Source organism: Paracoccus sp. (in: a-proteobacteria) (assembly GCF_030538695.1).
Taxonomy (GTDB): Bacteria; Pseudomonadota; Alphaproteobacteria; order Rhodobacterales; family Rhodobacteraceae; genus Paracoccus.
Genome location: NZ_JAUNTN010000015.1, coordinates 1 through 18,828 on the forward strand (window position 1 = coordinate 1; position 18,828 = coordinate 18,828).

Annotated in this window: 18 protein-coding genes; 9 read left to right on the forward strand and 9 right to left on the reverse strand. The window is 62.7% G+C overall.

All coding sequences use genetic code 11. The features are described from left to right. The 4 genes from Q4G24_RS09700 to Q4G24_RS09715 form a co-directional block, all read right to left on the reverse strand. Positions 1 to 679: RadC family protein (locus Q4G24_RS09700; RefSeq protein ID WP_303366328.1), on the reverse strand; the 679-nt coding region annotated here is incomplete at its 3' end. Between the two features lie 42 nt (positions 680 to 721). Then, positions 722 to 1,879, reverse strand: a complete 1,158-nt coding sequence (gene dnaJ / locus Q4G24_RS09705) for a molecular chaperone DnaJ (RefSeq protein ID WP_303366329.1) — start codon at positions 1,877 to 1,879, stop codon at positions 722 to 724. 90 nt (positions 1,880 to 1,969) lie between these two features. After that, positions 1,970 to 3,886: a molecular chaperone DnaK gene (gene dnaK, locus Q4G24_RS09710; RefSeq protein WP_303366330.1), complete on the reverse strand. Its 1,917-nt coding sequence runs from the start codon at positions 3,884 to 3,886 to the stop codon at positions 1,970 to 1,972. Positions 3,887 to 4,054: 168 nt separating this feature from the next. After that, on the reverse strand, positions 4,055 to 4,846 hold the full coding sequence (locus Q4G24_RS09715; protein WP_303366331.1) for an ABC transporter permease: 792 nt from the start codon (positions 4,844 to 4,846) through the stop codon (positions 4,055 to 4,057). Between the two features lie 167 nt (positions 4,847 to 5,013). On the opposite strand from Q4G24_RS09715, the gene cysQ reads away from it, so the two are divergent. The 9 genes from cysQ (at position 5,014) to Q4G24_RS09760 (ending at position 15,214) form a co-directional block, all read left to right on the forward strand. Beyond that, positions 5,014 to 5,811: a 3'(2'),5'-bisphosphate nucleotidase CysQ gene (cysQ, locus tag Q4G24_RS09720; RefSeq protein WP_303366332.1), complete on the forward strand. Its 798-nt coding sequence runs from the start codon at positions 5,014 to 5,016 to the stop codon at positions 5,809 to 5,811. Further along, entirely contained in the window at positions 5,811 to 6,611 is an 801-nt protein-coding gene (locus tag Q4G24_RS09725; RefSeq protein WP_303366333.1) for a 3-deoxy-manno-octulosonate cytidylyltransferase, read from the forward strand. The genes cysQ and Q4G24_RS09725 overlap by 1 nt, the downstream gene beginning before the upstream one ends. A gap of 4 nt (positions 6,612 to 6,615) precedes the next feature. Beyond that, complete coding sequence (locus Q4G24_RS09730) at positions 6,616 to 7,794, forward strand: glycosyltransferase family 2 protein (protein ID WP_303366334.1); 1,179 nt, start codon at positions 6,616 to 6,618, stop codon at positions 7,792 to 7,794. A 150-nt stretch (positions 7,795 to 7,944) separates the two neighbouring features. Next, positions 7,945 to 8,832 carry a UTP--glucose-1-phosphate uridylyltransferase gene (locus Q4G24_RS09735; protein WP_303366335.1) on the forward strand — a complete coding sequence of 296 codons (888 nt, stop codon included), beginning with the start codon at positions 7,945 to 7,947 and terminating at the stop codon, positions 8,830 to 8,832. A 3-nt stretch (positions 8,833 to 8,835) separates the two neighbouring features. Continuing rightward, the gene (gene galE, locus Q4G24_RS09740; RefSeq protein WP_303366336.1) at positions 8,836 to 9,837 is read left to right on the forward strand and encodes a UDP-glucose 4-epimerase GalE; all 1,002 of its coding nucleotides are present in this window, start codon (positions 8,836 to 8,838) and stop codon (positions 9,835 to 9,837) included. Then, positions 9,827 to 11,101 carry a glycosyltransferase gene (locus Q4G24_RS09745; RefSeq protein WP_303366337.1) on the forward strand — a complete coding sequence of 425 codons (1,275 nt, stop codon included), beginning with the start codon at positions 9,827 to 9,829 and terminating at the stop codon, positions 11,099 to 11,101. The genes galE and Q4G24_RS09745 overlap by 11 nt, the downstream gene beginning before the upstream one ends. After that, positions 11,086 to 12,114 (forward strand): glycosyltransferase family 2 protein, encoded by a 1,029-nt coding sequence (locus Q4G24_RS09750; protein WP_303366338.1) that lies wholly within the window; start codon positions 11,086 to 11,088, stop codon positions 12,112 to 12,114. The genes Q4G24_RS09745 and Q4G24_RS09750 overlap by 16 nt, the downstream gene beginning before the upstream one ends. Continuing rightward, a complete protein-coding gene (locus Q4G24_RS09755) occupies positions 12,111 to 13,823 on the forward strand; it encodes a beta-1,6-N-acetylglucosaminyltransferase (RefSeq protein ID WP_303366339.1) in 1,713 nt (570 codons plus the stop codon). The genes Q4G24_RS09750 and Q4G24_RS09755 overlap by 4 nt, the downstream gene beginning before the upstream one ends. 2 nt (positions 13,824 to 13,825) lie before the next feature. Further along, positions 13,826 to 15,214, forward strand: coding sequence for a hypothetical protein (locus Q4G24_RS09760; protein ID WP_303366340.1), 1,389 nt, complete (start codon positions 13,826 to 13,828; stop codon positions 15,212 to 15,214). On the opposite strand, the gene queG is transcribed toward Q4G24_RS09760, so the two are convergent. From queG to Q4G24_RS09785, 5 genes are all read right to left on the reverse strand, one after another. Further along, entirely contained in the window at positions 15,181 to 16,233 is a 1,053-nt protein-coding gene (gene queG, locus Q4G24_RS09765; RefSeq protein WP_303366341.1) for a tRNA epoxyqueuosine(34) reductase QueG, read from the reverse strand. The two genes, Q4G24_RS09760 and queG, sit on opposite strands and share 34 nt — an antisense overlap. Before the next feature lie 82 nt (positions 16,234 to 16,315). Then, positions 16,316 to 16,990 (reverse strand): glutathione S-transferase family protein, encoded by a 675-nt coding sequence (locus Q4G24_RS09770; RefSeq protein ID WP_303366342.1) that lies wholly within the window; start codon positions 16,988 to 16,990, stop codon positions 16,316 to 16,318. 59 nt (positions 16,991 to 17,049) lie between these two features. Continuing rightward, positions 17,050 to 17,652: a monofunctional biosynthetic peptidoglycan transglycosylase gene (gene mtgA, locus Q4G24_RS09775; RefSeq protein ID WP_303366421.1), complete on the reverse strand. Its 603-nt coding sequence runs from the start codon at positions 17,650 to 17,652 to the stop codon at positions 17,050 to 17,052. A 160-nt stretch (positions 17,653 to 17,812) separates the two neighbouring features. Next, positions 17,813 to 18,334, reverse strand: a complete 522-nt coding sequence (locus tag Q4G24_RS09780) for a DUF1269 domain-containing protein (RefSeq protein WP_303366343.1) — start codon at positions 18,332 to 18,334, stop codon at positions 17,813 to 17,815. Between the two features lie 56 nt (positions 18,335 to 18,390). Further along, positions 18,391 to 18,720 carry an MliC family protein gene (locus tag Q4G24_RS09785; protein WP_303366344.1) on the reverse strand — a complete coding sequence of 110 codons (330 nt, stop codon included), beginning with the start codon at positions 18,718 to 18,720 and terminating at the stop codon, positions 18,391 to 18,393. Positions 18,721 to 18,828 lie beyond the last annotated feature (108 nt).

Below are 18,828 nucleotides of genomic sequence, written 5' to 3' on the forward strand. Positions count from 1 at the left end.
ATGATCGAGCGTGCTTGAATGTGCGAGAAATAGGGGTAGTTGGGTGGTTATGCACTAAAATCAAAGCGCTGGCGTTCAGCTCCAGTGCGCGCCGCATGATTTCACGGGGATAGACCGGGACGTGATCGACGGTGCCTTGCGCCTGTTCCTCATCCGCGATCAGCACATTCTTGCGATCCAGATAAAGGACGCGGAACTGTTCCGTTTCGCGGTGGGACATGGCGGTGTGGCAATAGTCCAGCAGCGCATCCCAACCGGACAGAACCGGGCGGTGCATCACGCGGGACCGGGCCATGCGGGTTGCTGCGGCCTCGACGATTTTCAATTCGGTAATCACGGCAGGGCCAACGCCGGGAACTGCCGCCAGCCGGGCCGGGCTGGCCGAAATCACCCGGTTGAAATCCCCGAAAACCTCCAGCAGGCGCCGGGCGAGGGGCTTCATATCCTGGCGCGGCACGGCGCGGAACAGGATCAGTTCCAGCAGCTCATACTCGGGCATTGCCGCCGCGCCGCCTGCCATGAACCGTTCGCGCAGCCGGGCGCGGTGATCGGCAAGGTAAGAGGGTGCCCGTGTTTTAGGCGCGGGCACCTCGTCAGAGGCACCGCCACTGCCCGGAATCGCCTCGACAGGCTGAAACAGCGGCATTGAGACATCGGAAAAGGCATGATTCGTGCTCATGCCCCAGCTTTGCACGAAAACCCTGAAGATTCCGTTAACGGCTTAGCTGGTCATGCCTTCCCAAAAGCTTTTCACCTTGTCGAAAAAGCTGGTGGTTTGCGGGTTGTTGTCGGCTTTGACGCCTTCGAACTCGCGCAGCAGCTCTTTTTGGCGGGCGGTCAGATTGACCGGGGTTTCGACCAGCAATTCGATCAGCATATCGCCTGCCTCGCCGCCGCGTCCGTTGTGGCGCAGGGGGGGCATCCCCTTGCCGCGCAGGCGCATCTGGCGGCCAGACTGGCTGCCGGCGGGAACCTTGACGCGCGAGCGGCCACCGTCGATGGTTGGCACTTCGACCTCGCCGCCAAGCGCGGCTGTCACCATGCTGACCGGCACCTGACAGGCCAGCATCCGGCCGTCTCGGGCGAAGATCTCGTGCTGGCGGACCTCAAGGAAAATATACAGATCACCTGCTGGGCCACCGCGCATCCCGGCTTCGCCCTCGCCGGCAAGGCGGATGCGGGTGCCGGTTTCAACGCCTGCCGGGATGTTGACGGCCAGCGCGCGCTCGCGTTCGATCCGGCCTTGGCCGTGACATTCCTTGCAGGGGTTTTTGACGATCTGGCCCGCGCCGTTACAGGTCGGGCAACTGCGTTCGACGGTAAAGAAACCCTGCTGCGCGCGGACCTTGCCCATGCCTGCGCAGGTGGGACAGGTCTGCGGTTCTGCCGCGCCCTCGGCCCCGGTGCCGTTGCAGGCCCCGCAGGCGGTCGAGCCGGGAACGGTGATGGTTTTCTGTGCGCCGGTGAAGGCTTCCTCCAGCGTGATGCGCAGGTCATAGCGCAGGTCGGCGCCACGGCTGGCGCGACTGCGGGGAGTGCCGCCGCGCTGGCCCATGAAGTCCCCGAACAGATCTTCGAACACATCGGCGAAGGCCGAGCCGAAATCGCCGCCGGGATGACCGCGCCCGCCGCCAAAGCCGCCGCCCATGCCGCCATCAAAGGCTGCGTGGCCAAAGCGGTCGTAAGCCGCCTTTTTCTGCGGGTCTTTCAGGCAGTCGTAGGCTTCGTTCACCTCTTTGAACTGCGCTTCGGAATTGGCGCAAGACCCGTTGCGGTCGGGGTGAAGCTCTTTGGCTTTTTGACGATAGGCTTTCTTGATCTCATTGGCGGAAGCGCCGCGATCAATGCCAAGCGTCTGATAATAGTCGTTTTTTGCCATATTCGTCCTGCCAGTGGCCGGGCTGTCGCCGGGGCGGGATAGGAAAGGCCGGCCCGCGCCGTGGCGGACCGGCCCGGTTCTGTCCTGCGCTTACTTGCGCTTGTCTTCGCCAAGATCCTCGAAGTCGGCATCCACGATGTCGTCGTCGGTGGCGCGGGGGCCGTCAACGTCCTCATCGGTGGCATCGTCGCCTTCGCCCTGGCTGGCTTTGTAGATGGCTTCACCCAGCTTCATCGAGGCGTCCATGACGTTCTGGATGCCGCCCTTGATCTTGCCGGCGTCATCGCCTTTCAGCGTGTCCTCCAGCGCGGTCACGGCCAGTTCGATCGCCTCGACGGTCGAGCCGTCCACCTTGTCGCCGTGTTCTTCCAGCGATTTGCGGGTCGAGTGGATCAGGCTTTCGGCCTGATTGCGGGCCTCGACCAGCTCACGGCGCTGTTTGTCGGCGTCGGCATTGGCCTCGGCGTCCTTCACCATGCGGTCGATGTCCTCATCCGAGAGGCCACCCGATGCCTGAATGGTGATTTTCTGCTCTTTGCCGGTGCCTTTATCCTTGGCCGAGACCGAGACAATGCCGTTCGCGTCGATGTCGAAGGTCACTTCGATCTGCGGCATACCGCGCGGTGCGGGCGGGATGTTTTCAAGGTTGAACTGACCCAACAGCTTGTTATCCGCAGCCATTTCCCGTTCACCCTGGAACACCCGGATGGTCACGGCACCCTGATTGTCCTCGGCAGTCGAGAAGATCTGCGATTTCTTGGTCGGGATGGTGGTATTGCGGTCGATCAGGCGGGTAAACACACCGCCAAGCGTCTCGATCCCCAGCGAAAGCGGGGTTACGTCCAGCAGCACCACGTCCTTGACGTCGCCTTGCAGAACACCACCCTGAATTGCCGCGCCCAGCGCCACGACCTCATCGGGGTTCACGCCTTTGTGCGGTTCCTTGCCAAAGAACTTGGTCACTTCCTCGATCACCAGCGGCATCCGGGTCTGACCGCCGACAAGGATCACCTCGTCAATGTCGCCTTTGGACAGGCCGGCGTCTTTCAATGCCTCCTGAACCGGCTTCATGGTGCGCTTGACCAGCTCACCCACGAGGCTGTCCAGCTTGGCACGGGTCAGTTTCACGACCAGATGCAGCGGCGTCCCCGAGTTCGGGTCCATGCTGATGAACGGCTGGTTGATTTCGGTCTGGCTGGCCGAGGACAGCTCGATCTTGGCCTTTTCGGCGGCCTCTTTCAGACGCTGAAGCGCCATCTTGTCCTTGGTCAGATCGACGCCGTGTTCTTTCTTGAACTCATCCGCCAGATAGCTGACGATTTTCATGTCGAAGTCTTCGCCGCCAAGGAACGTGTCCCCGTTGGTCGATTTCACCTCGAACAGCCCGTCGTCGATTTCCAGAATGGTGATGTCGAAAGTGCCGCCGCCAAGGTCATAAACCGCGATGGTCTTGGTGTCTTTCTTGTCCAGACCATAGGCCAGCGCAGCAGCGGTCGGTTCGTTGATGATGCGCAGCACCTCAAGGCCCGCGATCTTGCCCGCGTCCTTGGTCGCCTGACGCTGAGCGTCGTTGAAATAGGCCGGAACGGTGATGACGGCCTGAGTCACGGCCTCACCCAGATAGGATTCGGCGGTTTCCTTCATCTTGGAGAGGATCATCGCGCTGACCTGCGCGGGGGAATATTTCTCGCCCCGGACCTCAACCCAGGCGTCGCCATTGCCGCCATCTACGATGGCATAGGGAACAAGGCCCTTGTCCTTTTCAACCTCGGCGTCGGTGACGCGGCGGCCGATCAGGCGCTTGACGGCGAAAACGGTGTTGGTGGGGTTGGTGACGGCCTGACGCTTGGCGGGCTGGCCGACCAGTCGCTCAGTGTCGGTAAAGCCGACGATCGAGGGCGTGGTGCGTGCGCCTTCGCTGTTTTCGATGACCTTGGGCTGGCTGCCGTCCATGATGGCGACGCAGCTATTGGTGGTTCCGAGGTCGATCCCGATAACTTTCGACATATTCTTATGACCTTTCTTGCGGCGATATTCAGGCTTGCGGGTCCGTTCCGGCCCCCGTGGCCCGATCCCTTGGTTCATGGCCCCGGCGCGCATACGCCCCGGAACCGGCTTTCGGCTGGCTATATAGGTTTCGCGGCTGGCCCCTTCAAGCACTCTGACCGGCAGAAATCATCGGCCTGCCGACCAACTGAGCGATTGCGCGTTGCGGGTGACGAATTCGCCCATCAGCCCGACCATCAGCAGCGTCAGAGACACATAGATCGGATATTCAAGGTTCGAATTGTGGGGGTTGTAGTTGATAAACACGAATCCCCGCGTCTGGTCGATGATGTGGAACAGCGGGTTCCAGTCGAACAGCGCCACCATGAAGCCCGGCAGGCTGTTGGCGACAAACATCTTGCCCGAGGCGATCATGTTCCCGCGCTGATAAAACAGCTTCATAACGCCCACGCCCTTGGGCCACCACGGTTCCGCCGCCAGAAACACCATGCCGGCGCAGACGCCGCTGAACCAGGCCAGCAGGAACATGCCAAAAGCCTGAAACGGTTTGTCGATATGGATGGGTTCAATGGCAAGGCTGTAAAAGCCAAGGATGACGAACAGGCTAAGCGTCTGCTTATACAGCACGGCCAGCGTCGAGGAGACGATCAGGATAAAGGTGTTGATTGGCTGGTGCTTGGTCATTGCATCCAGCGCATTGCCGGCGCCGACCGCGCCGACCGTCTGGGTATGGGTCAGGAACATGAAAATCCCCGACAGGATATACAGGATAAAATCGCCGCGGATGGGCGAGCTGCGCACCCCAAGCGCCAGATACAACAGCAAAAACACGGACACCATGACCATGGCGGTCACGATGTTCTGCACCAGCCCCCAGATAGGGCTGCGGTCGGACTTGCGGATATTGTGGACCGTCACCTCAAAAATCAGGGCAGCGGTGATGAACGCGCTGCCGATCATGCTGGTATTCTGACGTCCGCCGAACATTTGCCGCCCAATCCGTTTGTTGAGGATGGCAAGATGCTTGCCGTTCCAGAATGGCGCGATCATAAAGGACAAGTGTTAAGATTCAATGAGCGACGCCCCCTTGTCGGGCAGCAAACCATGCCGGAGTGCAGGAAATGACCATGGATTTCGAGAAATTGACCGCCGAGATGCGCCGTCTGGCCCTTCAGGCAGGCGCGAAGATCATGGAGATTTATGACGCTGACGGTTTCGATGTCCGCTCGAAATCTGATGATTCGCCGGTGACGGCGGCGGATGAGGCGGCGGATGCGCTGATTTCCGCCGGGTTGCGGGCGGCTTTCCCCGATGTGCCGCTTGTGACCGAGGAGCAATCCGCCAGCCACGGACAGGATGTCCGCACTTTCCTGATCGTCGATCCGCTGGACGGCACCAAAGAGTTCATCAACCGCCGTGGCGATTTCACGGTGAATATCGCCTATGTCCAAGATGGCGTGCCGCTGCGGGGGGTGGTCTATGCCCCGGCCAAGGGGCGGCTGTTCTATACCCTTCCCGATGGGCGCAGCGTCGAGGAAACCGGTCCCTTTGGCGATCAGCCGGGTGAGGTCGCGCCGATTGGCGTCAACGCCATGCCGGATAACCGGGGGCTGATGGTGGTGGCCTCGAAATCGCACCGCGATCAGGCGACCGATGATTATATCAACCAATATGCCGTGCGTGACATGACCAGCGCGGGGTCTTCGCTGAAGTTCTGTCTGGTCGCCACGGGTGAGGCCGACCTTTACCCGCGCCTTGGCCGCACGATGGAATGGGATACCGCTGCCGGTGATGCCGTGCTGCGCGGTGCGGGGGGCGAGGTCGTGCGTTTCGACGATCACACCACCTTTGTCTATGGCAAGCCGGGCTTTGAAAACCCGTTCTTTATTGCCTATGCGCCCGGCGTTTTGCTGGCCCAAGCCTGATGCAGACGGTTATCGTCATTCCGGCCCGTTATGCGTCCAGCCGCTATCCGGGCAAGCCGCTGGTGGAATTGCGCGGCGCTTCGGGGCAGGCGCGCAGTCTGATCCGGCGGTCGTGGGATGCGGCGCAGGCGGTGCCGGGCATTGACCGGGTGATCGTGGCGACCGACGATGACCGTATCGCGGATCACGCGCGGGGCTTCGGGGCCGAGGTCGCCATGACCAGTCCTGACGCCCGCAATGGCACCGAGCGCGTGGCCGAGGCCGTCGCCAACCTGGGGCTGACCCCGGAAATCGTGGTCAATCTGCAAGGTGATGCGCCGCTGACGCCGGCCTGGTTCATCAGCGACCTGATTGCCGGGCTGCGGGCTGATCCGGCAGCGGATATTGCCACGCCGGTTCTGCAATGCACCGGCCAGATGCGTGCCGATCTGCTGGCCGATCGTGCGGCGGGCCGGGTTGGTGGCACGACAGCGGTGTTCGGCCATGACGGGCAAGGGCTGTATTTCTCGAAAGAGGTCATCCCCTATGTCGGGCATGAGATTGCCCCGGATGCGCCTTCGCCGGTGTTTCATCATGTCGGCGTTTATGCCTATCGCCCGCAGGCGCTGGCGGCCTATCCCGGTTGGGGCGAGGGGGTTCTGGAAAAGCTGGAAGGGCTGGAGCAGTTGCGCTTTCTGGAACGTGGCCGCCGGGTGCTGTGCGTTCAGGTGGAATCGCGCGGTCGGCAATTCTGGGAGCTGAACAACCCGTCAGATGTGGCCAAGCTGGAAGCCATGATGGCTGAAATGGGGCTGGACTGATCCCATGCGGGTGTCGGTGGTCGTGACCTCTCGGCACCGGCCCGACTCGCTGGCGCTTTGTCTGCACGCGCTGTCGCTGCAAACCCATCCTGCGTTCGAGGTGATCCTGATTGCCGATCCGGGCAGCATCCTGACGCGACCGGATCTGCCCCTGCGGCGCGTGGTGTTTGATGTGCCAAACATCAGCCGCGCCCGAAACATCGGTATCGCGCGGGCGGCGGGGGATGTGGTTGCCTTTATCGATGATGATGCGGTGGCGGAACCAAGCTGGCTGGCCCGGCTGACCGCGCCGTTCGCGGATGCGCGGGTGGATGCGGCGACGGGGTTCACGCGCGGACCGGATGGTATCGGCTGGCAGGTCCGGGCCGAGCGGATCAGCCGTGATGGTCGCGCCGCAACCCTGCCCGCGCCGCAGGAAACACAGCTTTTCCCCGCGCTTGAGCAGATCAGCACCATTGGCACCAACTGCGCCTTTCGTCGGGCGGCACTGGTGCAGGTCGGTGGCTTCGACCCGGATTTCGCCTTTCATCTGGACGAAAGCGATGTGAACATGCGGCTGGCGGCGGTGCGGCCTGACGGGCTGACGGCGGTGGTGCCGGGCGCCGAGGTCACGCATGGGCTGGCCGCCAGCGCCCGCCGTGACCGGGTGCCGACGGATCTTTACGACATTGGCCGCTCTCATGCGATTTTTGCGCGCAAGCATGGCGGCGGTGATGATTGGGTCGCCGCTGCACAGCGCAAACGGCTGATTCGCGCTATGCTGTCGGGGGCGCTGGATCCGTTCGGCATCGCGCCGCTGCTCAAACGGCTGGATCAAGGGCGCAGGGCGGGGGCTGTGACTGCGATAAAACCGCCGATGCGCCAATTTCCGCCTGCGCCTGATTTCCGGCCCATGCCCCGGCGTCAACATGACCACCATCTGCTGAGTGGCTGGCAATGGCAGGCGCAAGCTTTGCGCGCGCAGGCTGCTGCGCTGGTCGCGCAGGGGAATGTGGTTACGCTGATCCTGTTCAGTCCCAGCTTTTTACCAGCGCGGTCAATGTTGACCCAAGGTGGCTGGTGGGAATGGCGCGGCGGATTATGGGGCGCGGACGGCCCCGGTGAGCCCCCTTTGCGCCTGACCCGAAAGGCGGCGCAGGCTGCGCGGATTGCGCGGCACATTTCCGCCGTCCGAGGTGGCTGAAACCGTATTTTTGAAAGTCAGTTCAATTTGTTCAAAATGCTGGCGTGTCTTGCCAGGCATCTGTTATCAATATACCGGACGACATCTTATCGAAAGCCGCCGGTGATTCCGGGCGGTTGCTTTATTATAATATCGCAAGGGGTTGTGGTTATGCAACGCAAGGTCACGAAGGCGATTTTTCCGGTCGCCGGTTTGGGGACGCGCTTTCTTCCGGCGACGAAAAGCGTCCCGAAAGAAATCATGACACTGGTTGACCGTCCGTTGATCCAATACGCCATCGACGAGGCCCGCGCGGCGGGGATCAAGGAGTTCATCTTTGTGACCTCTCGCGGCAAGGGCGCGTTGGAGGATTATTTCGACCACGCGCACGAACTGGAATCCAACCTGCGCAAAGCGGGCAAGGACGACCTGCTGGAATTGCTGCGTTCGACCAATATGGATTCGGGCGCGATTGCCTATCTGCGCCAGCACAAGGCGCTGGGGCTGGGTCATGCCGTCTGGTGCGCCCGTCGTCTGATCCATGACGAGCCTTTCGCCGTGATCCTGACCGATGACGTTATCAAGGGCGAGCCGCCCTGCCTTCAGCAGATGATCGAGGCCCATGCCGAGACCGGCGGTTCGATGGTTGCCACCATGGAAGTGCCGATGGAAAAGACCAAATCCTATGGCGTTCTGGATGTGTCCGAGGATATGGGCGCCATCGTCAAGGCGCGGGGCATGGTTGAAAAGCCCAAGGAAAACCCGCCGTCGAATCTGGCGGTGATCGGGCGCTATATCCTTGCCCCGACGGTCATGCAAAACCTGAACAAGCTGCGGCAGGGTTCTGGCGGTGAAATCCAGTTGACCGACGCCATTGCGGATGAGATCGAAGCCGGGCGTGACGTTTACGGGCTGCGCTTCCGGGGGCAGCGTTACGACTGCGGCAGCAAGGCGGGCTTCTTGCAGGCGACCGTCGCCTTTGGTCTGGAGCGCGACGATCTGCGCGAAGAATTCGTCGATTATCTGTCTGCCGTCGTGGACGGAATCAGGAAGGACTAAGCCATGGTTCAGGCCGTTCTGGTCACAGGTGGCGCGGGCTATATTGGCTCGCACGCCTGCAAGGTGCTGCGGGATGCGGGCTATCTGCCCGTGACCTATGACAATCTTTGCACGGGCAATGCAGAGGCGGTCAAGTTCGGCCCGTTTGAACAGGGCGACCTGATGGACCGCGCCCGGCTGGACGAGGTTTTCGCCAAATATCAGCCGGTTGCGGTGATGCATTTTGCTGCGCTCAGCCAGGTGGGTGAGGCGATGAGCAATCCCGGCAAATACTGGCGCGGCAATGTCAGTGCCAGCCTGTCGCTGATCGAGGCGACGCTGGCTGCCGGGGTGCGCGATTTCGTGTTCAGCTCGACCTGTGCGACCTATGGCGACCATGACGGCGTGGTGCTGGACGAAAGCACTCCGCAAACGCCGCTGAACGCCTATGGCGCCAGCAAACGCGCGATCGAGGATATGTTGAAGGATTTCGCCGCCAGCGACGGGTTGCGCAGCGTGATTTTCCGCTATTTCAACGTGGCGGGCGCTGATCCTGACGCCGAGGTGGGCGAGGCGCATGACCCCGAAACCCACCTGATCCCGCTGATCTTGCAGGCCATTGACGGCCAGCGCCCGGCACTGACCATTCACGGCACCGATTACCCGACGCCGGATGGCACCTGCATCCGTGATTATGTGCATGTGATGGATCTTGTGGATGCGCATGTGCTGGGGCTGAAATGGCTGCTGGACGGGCGGGTTCCGGCCAGGGGCGGGGTGGATGTGTTCTGCCTTGGCACCGGCTCGGGCTTTTCCGTGCGTGAGGTGATCGACGCCGCCCGCGCCAGCACCAACCGCGAGGTTCCGTTGACCGAAGGCCCGCGTCGCGGTGGTGATGCGGTGCAGCTTGTCTCTGGCAGCGCGCGGGCCAAGACCGATTTGGGCTGGCAGCCGGACCGCTCGACCCTGAAACAGATGATCGGGGACGCGTGGCGCTGGCACCAGACGGGTGGCTATGGCGGGTGAAGGGGAACAACCTTCGCCCCTTCCGGTGCTGCTGGATGTCAGTCGTCTGGTGTCACGCATCGGTCAGGGGCCGCTGACCGGCATTGACCGGGTTGAAGCCGAGTGGCTGACATATCTGCAAAATCGTCCGCATCTGCTGCTGTGCCGTCTGGGGCAGCGGCAGGTATTGTTGCCGCCCAAGGCCGGTGCGCTGATCCTTGACTGGGCCGCTGGCCGGGCCGAGCCGTCCGCGCGGGGCTGGCTGGCGCGGGCGCTGGGGCGCGATACGCCACGACAGCGGGCCATGACGGCACTGGCGCGGCATGCGCTGCGCAAGGGCGACCGTCGGGGCAGGGGCCTTGCGCGTGGACTGCGCCGCCTGCCGGGGGCGGTGTTGCTGAACGTGGGGCATAGCAACATCGACGCGGGGCTTTGGGCTGCGCTTGGGGTGCCGGTGGCGGTGCTGATCCATGACACCATCCCGCTGGACCATCCTGAATATACCCGCCCCGATCAGGTGGCGCGGTTCCGCCAGAGGTTCACCGTTGCGATGCAGGGCGCGGCGCTGGCGCTGACCATTTCAGAGGCGACGGCCGCGCGGGTGCGGGATTGGCGCGGACGGCTTGGCCTGCCTGAAACTGCGCCGGTGGTCCCGGCCCATATCGGCACCCGGCTGGCCGATTCCGACCCGCAGGCGATCCCTGCCGGGCTGGATCTGACGCGACCCTTTTTCCTCAGCATAGGCACGATTGAGCCGCGCAAGAATCATGCCCTGCTGTTGGACGCATGGGATTTGCTGGCCGCACGGCTGGCCCCGGAAAAGATGCCGCAATTGCTCCTGATCGGGCGGCGCGGCTGGCTGAACCGCGATGTGTTCGCGCGGCTGGATGCGCTGTCGCCGGACAGTCCGGTGCGCGAACTGTCGGGCCTGTCCGATAGCGCAGTTGCCGCGCTGCTGGAACGCAGCCACGGCTTGCTGATGCCCAGCCATGCCGAGGGGTTTGGCCTGCCGCTGACCGAGGCTGCCGGGCGGGGCCTGCCGGTGCTGTCCTCGTCCCTGCCGTCCTCGCGTGAGGTATTGGGGGATTATGCCCGTTACCTGCCCGCTGACGATCCGCGCCCATGGGCCGGGGCGGTTTCCCTGTTGGCGGCCGAGGCCCCCTTGCGCTTGCCGCCCCGGATCGTGCCTAATTGGGCCGCACATTTTGCAACTGCTGAAACCGCTCTGCATGGGCTGGTCGAAGGCACGGCGAAAGATGGGGGTGGCCGTTGGCGAGCTGGCTGACACGAAACCGGAACTTTTTCCGTCTGCGGGCGTGGCGGCAATATCTGCTGCTGCGGGCGATCCGGCGGCGAAATGTGCTGGTGTCGCTGCGCAACCAGACCGATCAGATCAAGCCGCATGACCTGTTGGCTTTTGTCACCTTGCGGAATGAATATCTGCGCCTGCCGTGGTTTCTGGATTATTACCGCAAGCAGGGCATTAACCATTTCCTGATCGTGGATAATGATTCCGATGATGGCAGCCGGGAATATCTGGCTGAACAGCCTGATATCTCGGTCTGGACCACGACCGCCAGCTATAAGGCGTCGCGGTTTGGCATGGACTGGCTCAACTGGCTGCTGTTTCGCTATGGCTCGGGGCATTGGTGCCTGACCGTGGACCCTGACGAATTGCTGGTCTATCCGCATTGCGACAGCCGCCCGTTGCGGGCGCTGACTGACTGGCTGGATGCCTCGGCGCAGCGGTCGTTCCCGGCGATGTTGCTGGACATGTATCCGCAAGGCCCGATCAGCGCGCACCCCTATTCCGCCGGGCAAGACCCGCTGGAAATCGCAAGCTGGTTTGATCCGGCGAATTACACCATCCGCAAGAACGGGATGATGGGCAATCTGTGGATTCAGGGTGGCCCCCGCGCCCGGCGGTTCTTTCGCAACCAGCCCAACAAGGCCCCGGCGCTGAACAAGACGCCGCTGGTGCGCTGGCGGCGCGAATATGCCTATGTCAGCTCGACCCATATGCTGCTGCCGCGCTCGCTGAACCTGACCTATGCCGAGGACGGGGGCGAGAAGGCTTCGGGCGTGCTGCTGCACACCAAGTTCCTGTCCACCTTCATCGACAAATCCGCCGAGGAGCTGGACCGCAAGCAGCATTACGCCAACAGTCAGGAATACCGCGCCTATCATGCCGGCTTGCAGCAGGACGAACTGGACCTGTGGTGCGAGGAATCCGTGCAATATCAGGACTGGCGCCAGCTAGAGGACATTGGCCTGATCTCGCAGGGGAACTGGGCATGAACCAGTTGTTCAACCCGCGCCGCGCTGTTCCGGCCTTTCATGGGGTGGTGCGCCTTGGCGTGCTGATGCTGTGCCACGATAATCTGGCGCTCGCTGCGCAGATGGTGCGGCTCTGGAACACGGGCGGCGCGGCGGTGGTGATCCATGTGGACAGCAAGGCCGACCCGGAAGAATTTGCCGCGATGCAGGCGCAACTGGCCGATTGCGCCGATGTGGCCTTTACCGACCAGCGCCACGATTGCGAATGGGGGATGTTCTCGCTGGTGCAGGCCACGCAGGCTGCGGCGGAACTGATGCTGGAGCGTTTTGCCGATGTCAGCCATATCTATCTGGCTTCGGGGGCTTGCCTGCCGCTGCGTGCGGTCTCGGATCTGACGGCCTATCTGGCGCAGCATCCGCACCGCGACTTTATCGAAAGCGTGACCTGTTCCGAGGCGGGCTGGATCATCGGCGGGCTAGGGGACGAGCGGTTCCATATGTTCTTTCCGGTGTCTTTCCGCCGTCGCCGCAAGATGTTCGACCGGCTGGTCAAGTGGCAGCGCCGGTTGCGCATCCGCCGCAAGCTGCCGGATGGGTTGCAACCGCATCTTGGGTCGCAATGGTGGTGTCTGACCCGCGATACGCTGGCGGCGATCCTGAACGATCCGCAGCGGGCTGAATATGATCGCTATTTCCGCCATGTCTGGATTCCCGACGAAAGCTATTTTCAAAGCCTCGCGCGGAAACATTCCGTCCATATCGAAAGTCGCTCGCTGACGGTCGCCAAGTTCGATATGCAGGGGAAACCCTATATCCTTTATGACGATCACGCCGGAATGCTGGAACAATCCGGCTGTTTCGTCGCCCGCAAGGTCTGGCCGCGCGCGGATGGGCTTTACGGTTATTTCCCGCGTCCGCCCTGTAATGCGGTGGTCGAGCCGGACCCGCTGGCCATTGACCGGCTGATCGACGCAACCGTCAGCCGCCGCACGCTGGGGCGGCCGGGGCTGTATATGCAAAGCCGCTTTCCCGGCAAGGACCGCGAGAACGGCAAGACCGCGCATCCTTATGTCGTGATGCAGGGCTTTACCGATCTGTTCGAGGATTTCGAGGAATGGTTGTGGGACCGCGCCGATATGCCTGTCCACGGCCATCTGTTTGCAGCCGATCAGGTCGAGTTCAGCGGTCGCGGTGACATTGGCCCCGGTGCGCTGACCAATTCCGCGCTGATCCGCGATCTGGACCCGCAAGGCTTTCTGACCTCGCTGATCCGCAGTCAGAAAAGCGTCAGCCTGTTCCAGTATTCCCCGCGCGACACGCAAAGCCTGAACTGGTTCATGGCCACCGACCCGAACGCCACCATTATTGTGGTGACGGGGGCATGGCTGATGCCCCTGATGCTGTCGGGGATGCCGTTCGATGACATCCGCCGCATCGCCTCGCGGCTGGAGCAGAGCGAGGTGACGCAACTGTCCATCCTGCGCTCTGTCTGGGTCAAGGCGCGGGTGCGGGTGTGGGATTTGGGCGAGTTTCTGGCCGACCCGACGGAGGTTATGAACGAGGCGCTGGACCTGATCGACCCGCAGCGCGGGCTTTACACCCATGACCTGCCGGTGATGCGCGATCATCGACAGATCGGGCGTTTCGTGCAAAGCCTGCGCAACGCGGGTCTTTATCCGCGCATGACCGGGAATCTGCCCGTTGATGCACCATTGACCAAGAAAGGCTGACGATGGCTTTCAAGCGTTTCGTGATTTTTGCAGGGATGCGCACTGGCTCGAACCTGCTGGAAGCCACGCTGAACAAGATCAAGCGCGTGACCTGCTTTGGCGAGGCGTTCAACCCCTATATGATGGGCTGGCCCGACAAGGACGAGTTGCGCGGCGTGACCATGGCGGAACGCGACGCCGACCCGGATGTGTTGTTGCAGGCGCTGTTCGACAAACCCGACCACCTGCCGGGGTTCCGCTATTTCTTTGACCATGATCCGCGCGTGTTCGATGCGATCATGGCCGACCGCGACTGCGCCAAGATCGTTCTGACCCGCAACCCGGTGGACAGCTATGTTTCGACCCGGCTGGCTTGGGAAACGAACCAGTGGAAGCTGAACGAGACCGAGATTCCCAAACCCGCCGCAATCACCTGGGACGGGGCCGAGTTTCAGCAGATTCTGGACGATAACGCTGCCTTTCTGCGGCGGATTCAGCATGGGCTTCAGGTCTCGGGGCAGGCGGGCTTCTGGCTGAATTATGACGATCTGCGTGATGCGGATGCGATGACCGGGCTGCTGCACTGGCTGGGCCGTACCGATCTGGAGCGGGTGGACCCGGCCAGCGATCAGGTGCCGCAGAATCCCCGTGAAATGTCGCAAAAGGTGCAGAATTACGACCAGATGCAGGGCGATCTGGCACAGATGGACCCGTTCCAGCTCACGAAGATTCCGGGGTTCGAGCCTTCGCGCGGGCCTGCGGTGCCGTCATGGGTGGCCAATGATGCAGGCGCGGGCCTGTTGTTCCTGCCGGTGCGTGGTGGGCCGGATGCGGCGGTGCGGCGCTGGATGGGGGGCTTGGGTCGCAACGAATCGGGTCTGACCCAAAACGCCCTGCGCCAGTGGAAGCGCAAGCACCCCGGCCATCGCAGCTTTACCGTCCTGCGTCACCCGCTGCGCCGGGCGTGGGTCGCGTGGCAGCAGATGTTGACCGCCCCGAACCCCGATCTGCGCCAGCTTTTGCGCGACATCCATCGCGTGCCGCTGCCCGCTGATGACGCGCTGGCCGACTGGCCCGAGGCCGCACAGATGGACTGTTTCGCCGCGTTTCTTGATTTCCTGCGCCGCAATCTGCTGGGCCAGACCACGCTGCCGGTGCACCCTATCTGGGCCAGCCAGTCCGAGGTTCTGGCCGGTTTCGCTCGCTTTACCACGCCCGATATGGTGCTGCGCGAAGGCTCGCTGCATCGCGATCTGGACTGGCTGGCGGAAAGCACGGGGATTGATGCGGCTGGCGACAGCTATCAGCATGACGCCTTTCCCGCGGATCTTGGTGCCAGGGAACTGACCAAGGCCGCCCATGACGCCTATCTGCGCGACTATGTGATGTTCGGCTTTTCCCGCGACCTCTGAAGCCGGGTCACGGCCCATTCGGCGGCATCGCGCACGGTCGGGTCGGGGTCGCCCGTCAAGCCCTGCGCCACCGGGATCAGCGTCGGCTGACCGCTGTTGCCGATGGCGTAAAGCACGTTGCGGATGAACCTGTCACGCCCCAGCCGCTTGACCGGCGTGCCGGCAAAGCGTTCCCGAAAGGCGGCATCATCCAGCCCTGCCAGCTCTGCCAAGGGGGGCGCTCCGGCATCCGACAGGTAGCGCATCTCATGCGCGGCCACGGCAAACTTGTTCCACGGGCAGGCGGCAAGGCAATCATCACAGCCAAAGATATGATTCCCCAGCCGTTCACGCAGATCCAGCGGCACCGGGCCATGATGCTCAATCGTCAGATAAGAGATGCAGCGCCGTGCATCCAGCTGAAACGGCGCAGGAAAAGCGTCGGTTGGACAGGCATCCAGACAGGCGCGGCAGGAACCGCAATGTTGCACCTCGGGCGTGTCAGGCGGCAGCGGCGCGGTGGTGAAAATCGCACCAAGAAAGAACCACGATCCCAATTCCCGCGACAGCAGGTTCGTATGTTTGCCCTGCCAGCCAAGCCCCGCTGCCTGTGCCAGAGGTTTTTCCATCACCGGCGCGGTATCGACGAAAACCTTGATCTGCTCGCCCGCAGCCTGCGTTTCCAGAAACCAGCGGCCAAGCCGCTTGAGCCGCTTTTTCACGATGTCATGGTAATCTCGCCCCTGCGCATAGACGCTGATCGCGCCCCGGTCGGGATGGGCCAGAACCTCACGCGGATCATGCAGTGGGGTGTAAGGCTCGGCCAGCATCACCACCGCCCGCGCCTCGGGCCAAAGCGCCGCCGGATTGCCGCGCCAGTTCATGCGCTCGGCCATCCAGCCCATCTGGCCATGCCGCCCCCGATCGACATAGGCCGCCAGCCGCGGGGCTAGTTCCGGAACCGTATCCGGGCGCATCACCCCCATGGCGGCAAACCCCTCGGCCCGCGCCTGCGCCGCCAGCGCGTCTTTCTTCTTCACCCAAATATCCTGGGGGTCCGGGGGTGAAACCCCCGGTTCAAGCTCCAGCCGGCGACGGGGTGAAACCCCCGGTTCCGCAGGATCAGAAGTCCAGTTCGGCATAATGTCGGGCGGGCGCAATCCCCGCGACCTGATCGGCCAGAATATTGCGGAAGGCCGGGCGCGACTTGATCGCGGAATACCACACACGCAGCGATTCGCTGCGGTCCCAATCCACGTCCGAGATATAATCCAGACAGGAGAAATGCGCCGCAGCGGTGAAATCGGCCAGCGTCATCACCGGCCCCGCCAGCCAGCGGCGATGTTCCAGCAGGTGCGTCAGATAGTCGATGTGATCCTTGATCGCCCGCAGTCCGTCCTTGACCGCGCGGCTGTCGGGATAGCCCTGCTTGCGGATTTTCTTCCAGACCCGTTCGGTCAGGACCGGCACCGTGACCTCGGTGTTGAACTTGTCGTCGAACCATGCGCAGAGGCGGCGCATCTCGTAACGGTCGGCAGGATTGTCGGGGATCAGTGGCGGGGTCGGCACGGTCTCGTCGAGATATTCGCAGATCGCCTGACTTTCGGCCATCAGCCGCCCGTCATGGCGCAGCACCGGCAGCCGCCCGGCGGGGTTGCGGCGCAAAAGCTCGGACCCGGCTTCCCAATAGCGGTCCTCGACCAGTTCGACCTCGATCTTCTTTTCGGCCAGCACCAGCCGCACCTTGCGGCAAAATGGGGACAGGGGCAGGTGATAAAGGCGCGTGACCTGGCTCATGGCGTATCTTCCGGGTTGGTTGGCGGGGTGATACGCGGCGCGGAGCAGGGTTTCAACCGCTACTGGAAACAGGCAGAGCGGCCATCGCGGGCGATGGTGGCGGCCCCGTCCATGATCCGTGCGGCGCGGCGGCCCATCGCATCGCTGCGCGGGTCGCGCGTTTTGGGGGCAGGCAAAACGGCGGCCAGCCGTGCGGCCTGACGGGCGGTCAGCTTGTCGGGGGTGGTATTGAAATAATGCCGCGCGGCGGCCTCGACACCGAAGACGCCGGGGCCGAACTCGGCCACGTTCAGGTAAACCTCGACCACGCGGCGCTTGGACCACAGCGCCTCGATCATCGGCGTATAAAGTGTTTCCAGCGCCTTTCGGGGCCAACTGCGGCCCTGCCACAGATAGACGTTCTTGGCGACCTGCTGGGTCAGGGTCGAGGCTCCGCCGCTGGACCCAGAGGCCACGACCTTGCGGATTTCCGCCATGTCAAAGCCCCAGTGGTTGCAGAAATTGGCATCCTCGGCGGCAACCACTGATCGCAGCATGACCGGGGCGATGGCATCGGCGCGGGTCCATTTGCGACCCACGCCGGGATGTTCGCGGGTCTCGGTCAGGATGGTCCATGTCGTTGGCGGGTTCATCAGCGCGTAAAATGCCACCAGCGCCAGCATCACCAGCAAACCGCGCCACGCCAGCCAGCGCAGCCAGCCAAGCAGCCAAAACGCCGGACGCAAAATACCCCCCCGCAGGCGGAGGGTTCCGGTTTTGCTGTCTGGCTTTGTCCTGACCATGGACGGGAAGTGTCACCCCCGCGCCCTTTGGTCAAGCCTTTCAGGCGCTTTGCTCGTCGATCTGCGCCTGACCGCGCCCGGCAATGGCCTCGCGCAGCTTTTCCTCGTCGGCATTGGACAGCGAGGTCTGGATGATGCGGCCGTGGTAGCCTTGCTCGCGCAGCTTTTCCAGCACTTTATCGGCGGTCATCTCGCGCACCAGCACAAACACGGCCGAGCCGCCCGGCGTGACCTTTTGGCCAAGCTCGCGCATGAAATCGTCGTTGATGCCGAAATCCGACAGCCGCCCGGCCAGCGCCCCCGAGGCAGCGCCCACGGCGGCACCGACCAGCGGGTTCAGAAAGATCAGCCCGACCAGCGTGCCCCAAAAGCCCCCACCAATCGCCCCGGCAGCGGTCAGGTTCATCGCCTGATGCAGTTGTATATCATCGGCGGTCGGGCGGGTCACGACGACCGCATCCTCAAGCTGGATCAGGTATTCCTTTTGCAGCTTGACCAGTTCGGTGCGCAGGGCAAAGCCCGTCGCCTCATCGTCAAAGGCCATCACAAGCAGATCAGACATCAGGGTTCTCCATGAGCTAGGTGGTTGTCAACGTGCATTGTCTTGTTTGGTTCCGCCTATTCTGCGGTGCAATTGGCGTAAACGACCTGTTCTTGCCCGTCAGTCGTGGCATGAACAGTCGCTTCCATGCCTTTGCTGTCCAGCTGATAGCTGTAGTCCGTGCTGATCGCCTCATAACGCGCGCCGGAAGCCGAGGTGACAAGCCGCATCGGGATCATTTCACCCATGTCCTGAATGATGGCATAGGAATTGCCGGTCGCGGTATTCACATAGACCGCCCGCAGCACCTTGTTGTCGTCGCAGGAATAGTTCAGCGCGGCCAGTTCATCTGCGGCAAGGGCCGGGGTGGCCAGCAGGGCGGCGGTCAGGATCAGGGGGAAACGCATGGGAACCTCTTTGACGGGTGCAATCCCTTGGACAACGCTTTCCAGATGGCCCGGTTCCGCAGGCGGCGATGTGCAAACCGGGCGGCGCATCGCTGCACCGCCCGGTTT

Excerpts from the sequence above, each read along its gene's own strand:
- dnaJ (WP_303366329.1), bottom strand. The coding sequence starts at position 1,879 with ATGGCAAAAAACGACTATTATCAGACGCTTGGCATTGATCGCGGCGCT.
- dnaK (WP_303366330.1), bottom strand. The coding sequence starts at position 3,886 with ATGTCGAAAGTTATCGGGATCGACCTCGGAACCACCAATAGCTGCGTC.
- Q4G24_RS09715 (WP_303366331.1), bottom strand. The coding sequence starts at position 4,846 with ATGATCGGCAGCGCGTTCATCACCGCTGCCCTGATTTTTGAGGTGACG.
- cysQ (WP_303366332.1), top strand. The coding sequence starts at position 5,014 with ATGGATTTCGAGAAATTGACCGCCGAGATGCGCCGTCTGGCCCTTCAG.
- Q4G24_RS09725 (WP_303366333.1), top strand. The coding sequence starts at position 5,811 with ATGCAGACGGTTATCGTCATTCCGGCCCGTTATGCGTCCAGCCGCTAT.
- Q4G24_RS09730 (WP_303366334.1), top strand. The coding sequence starts at position 6,616 with ATGCGGGTGTCGGTGGTCGTGACCTCTCGGCACCGGCCCGACTCGCTG.
- Q4G24_RS09735 (WP_303366335.1), top strand. The coding sequence starts at position 7,945 with ATGCAACGCAAGGTCACGAAGGCGATTTTTCCGGTCGCCGGTTTGGGG.
- galE (WP_303366336.1), top strand. The coding sequence starts at position 8,836 with ATGGTTCAGGCCGTTCTGGTCACAGGTGGCGCGGGCTATATTGGCTCG.
- Q4G24_RS09745 (WP_303366337.1), top strand. The coding sequence starts at position 9,827 with ATGGCGGGTGAAGGGGAACAACCTTCGCCCCTTCCGGTGCTGCTGGAT.
- Q4G24_RS09755 (WP_303366339.1), top strand. The coding sequence starts at position 12,111 with ATGAACCAGTTGTTCAACCCGCGCCGCGCTGTTCCGGCCTTTCATGGG.
- Q4G24_RS09760 (WP_303366340.1), top strand. The coding sequence starts at position 13,826 with ATGGCTTTCAAGCGTTTCGTGATTTTTGCAGGGATGCGCACTGGCTCG.
- Q4G24_RS09770 (WP_303366342.1), bottom strand. The coding sequence starts at position 16,990 with ATGAGCCAGGTCACGCGCCTTTATCACCTGCCCCTGTCCCCATTTTGC.
- mtgA (WP_303366421.1), bottom strand. The coding sequence starts at position 17,652 with ATGCTGGCGCTGGTGGCATTTTACGCGCTGATGAACCCGCCAACGACA.
- Q4G24_RS09780 (WP_303366343.1), bottom strand. The coding sequence starts at position 18,334 with ATGTCTGATCTGCTTGTGATGGCCTTTGACGATGAGGCGACGGGCTTT.
- Q4G24_RS09785 (WP_303366344.1), bottom strand. The coding sequence starts at position 18,720 with ATGCGTTTCCCCCTGATCCTGACCGCCGCCCTGCTGGCCACCCCGGCC.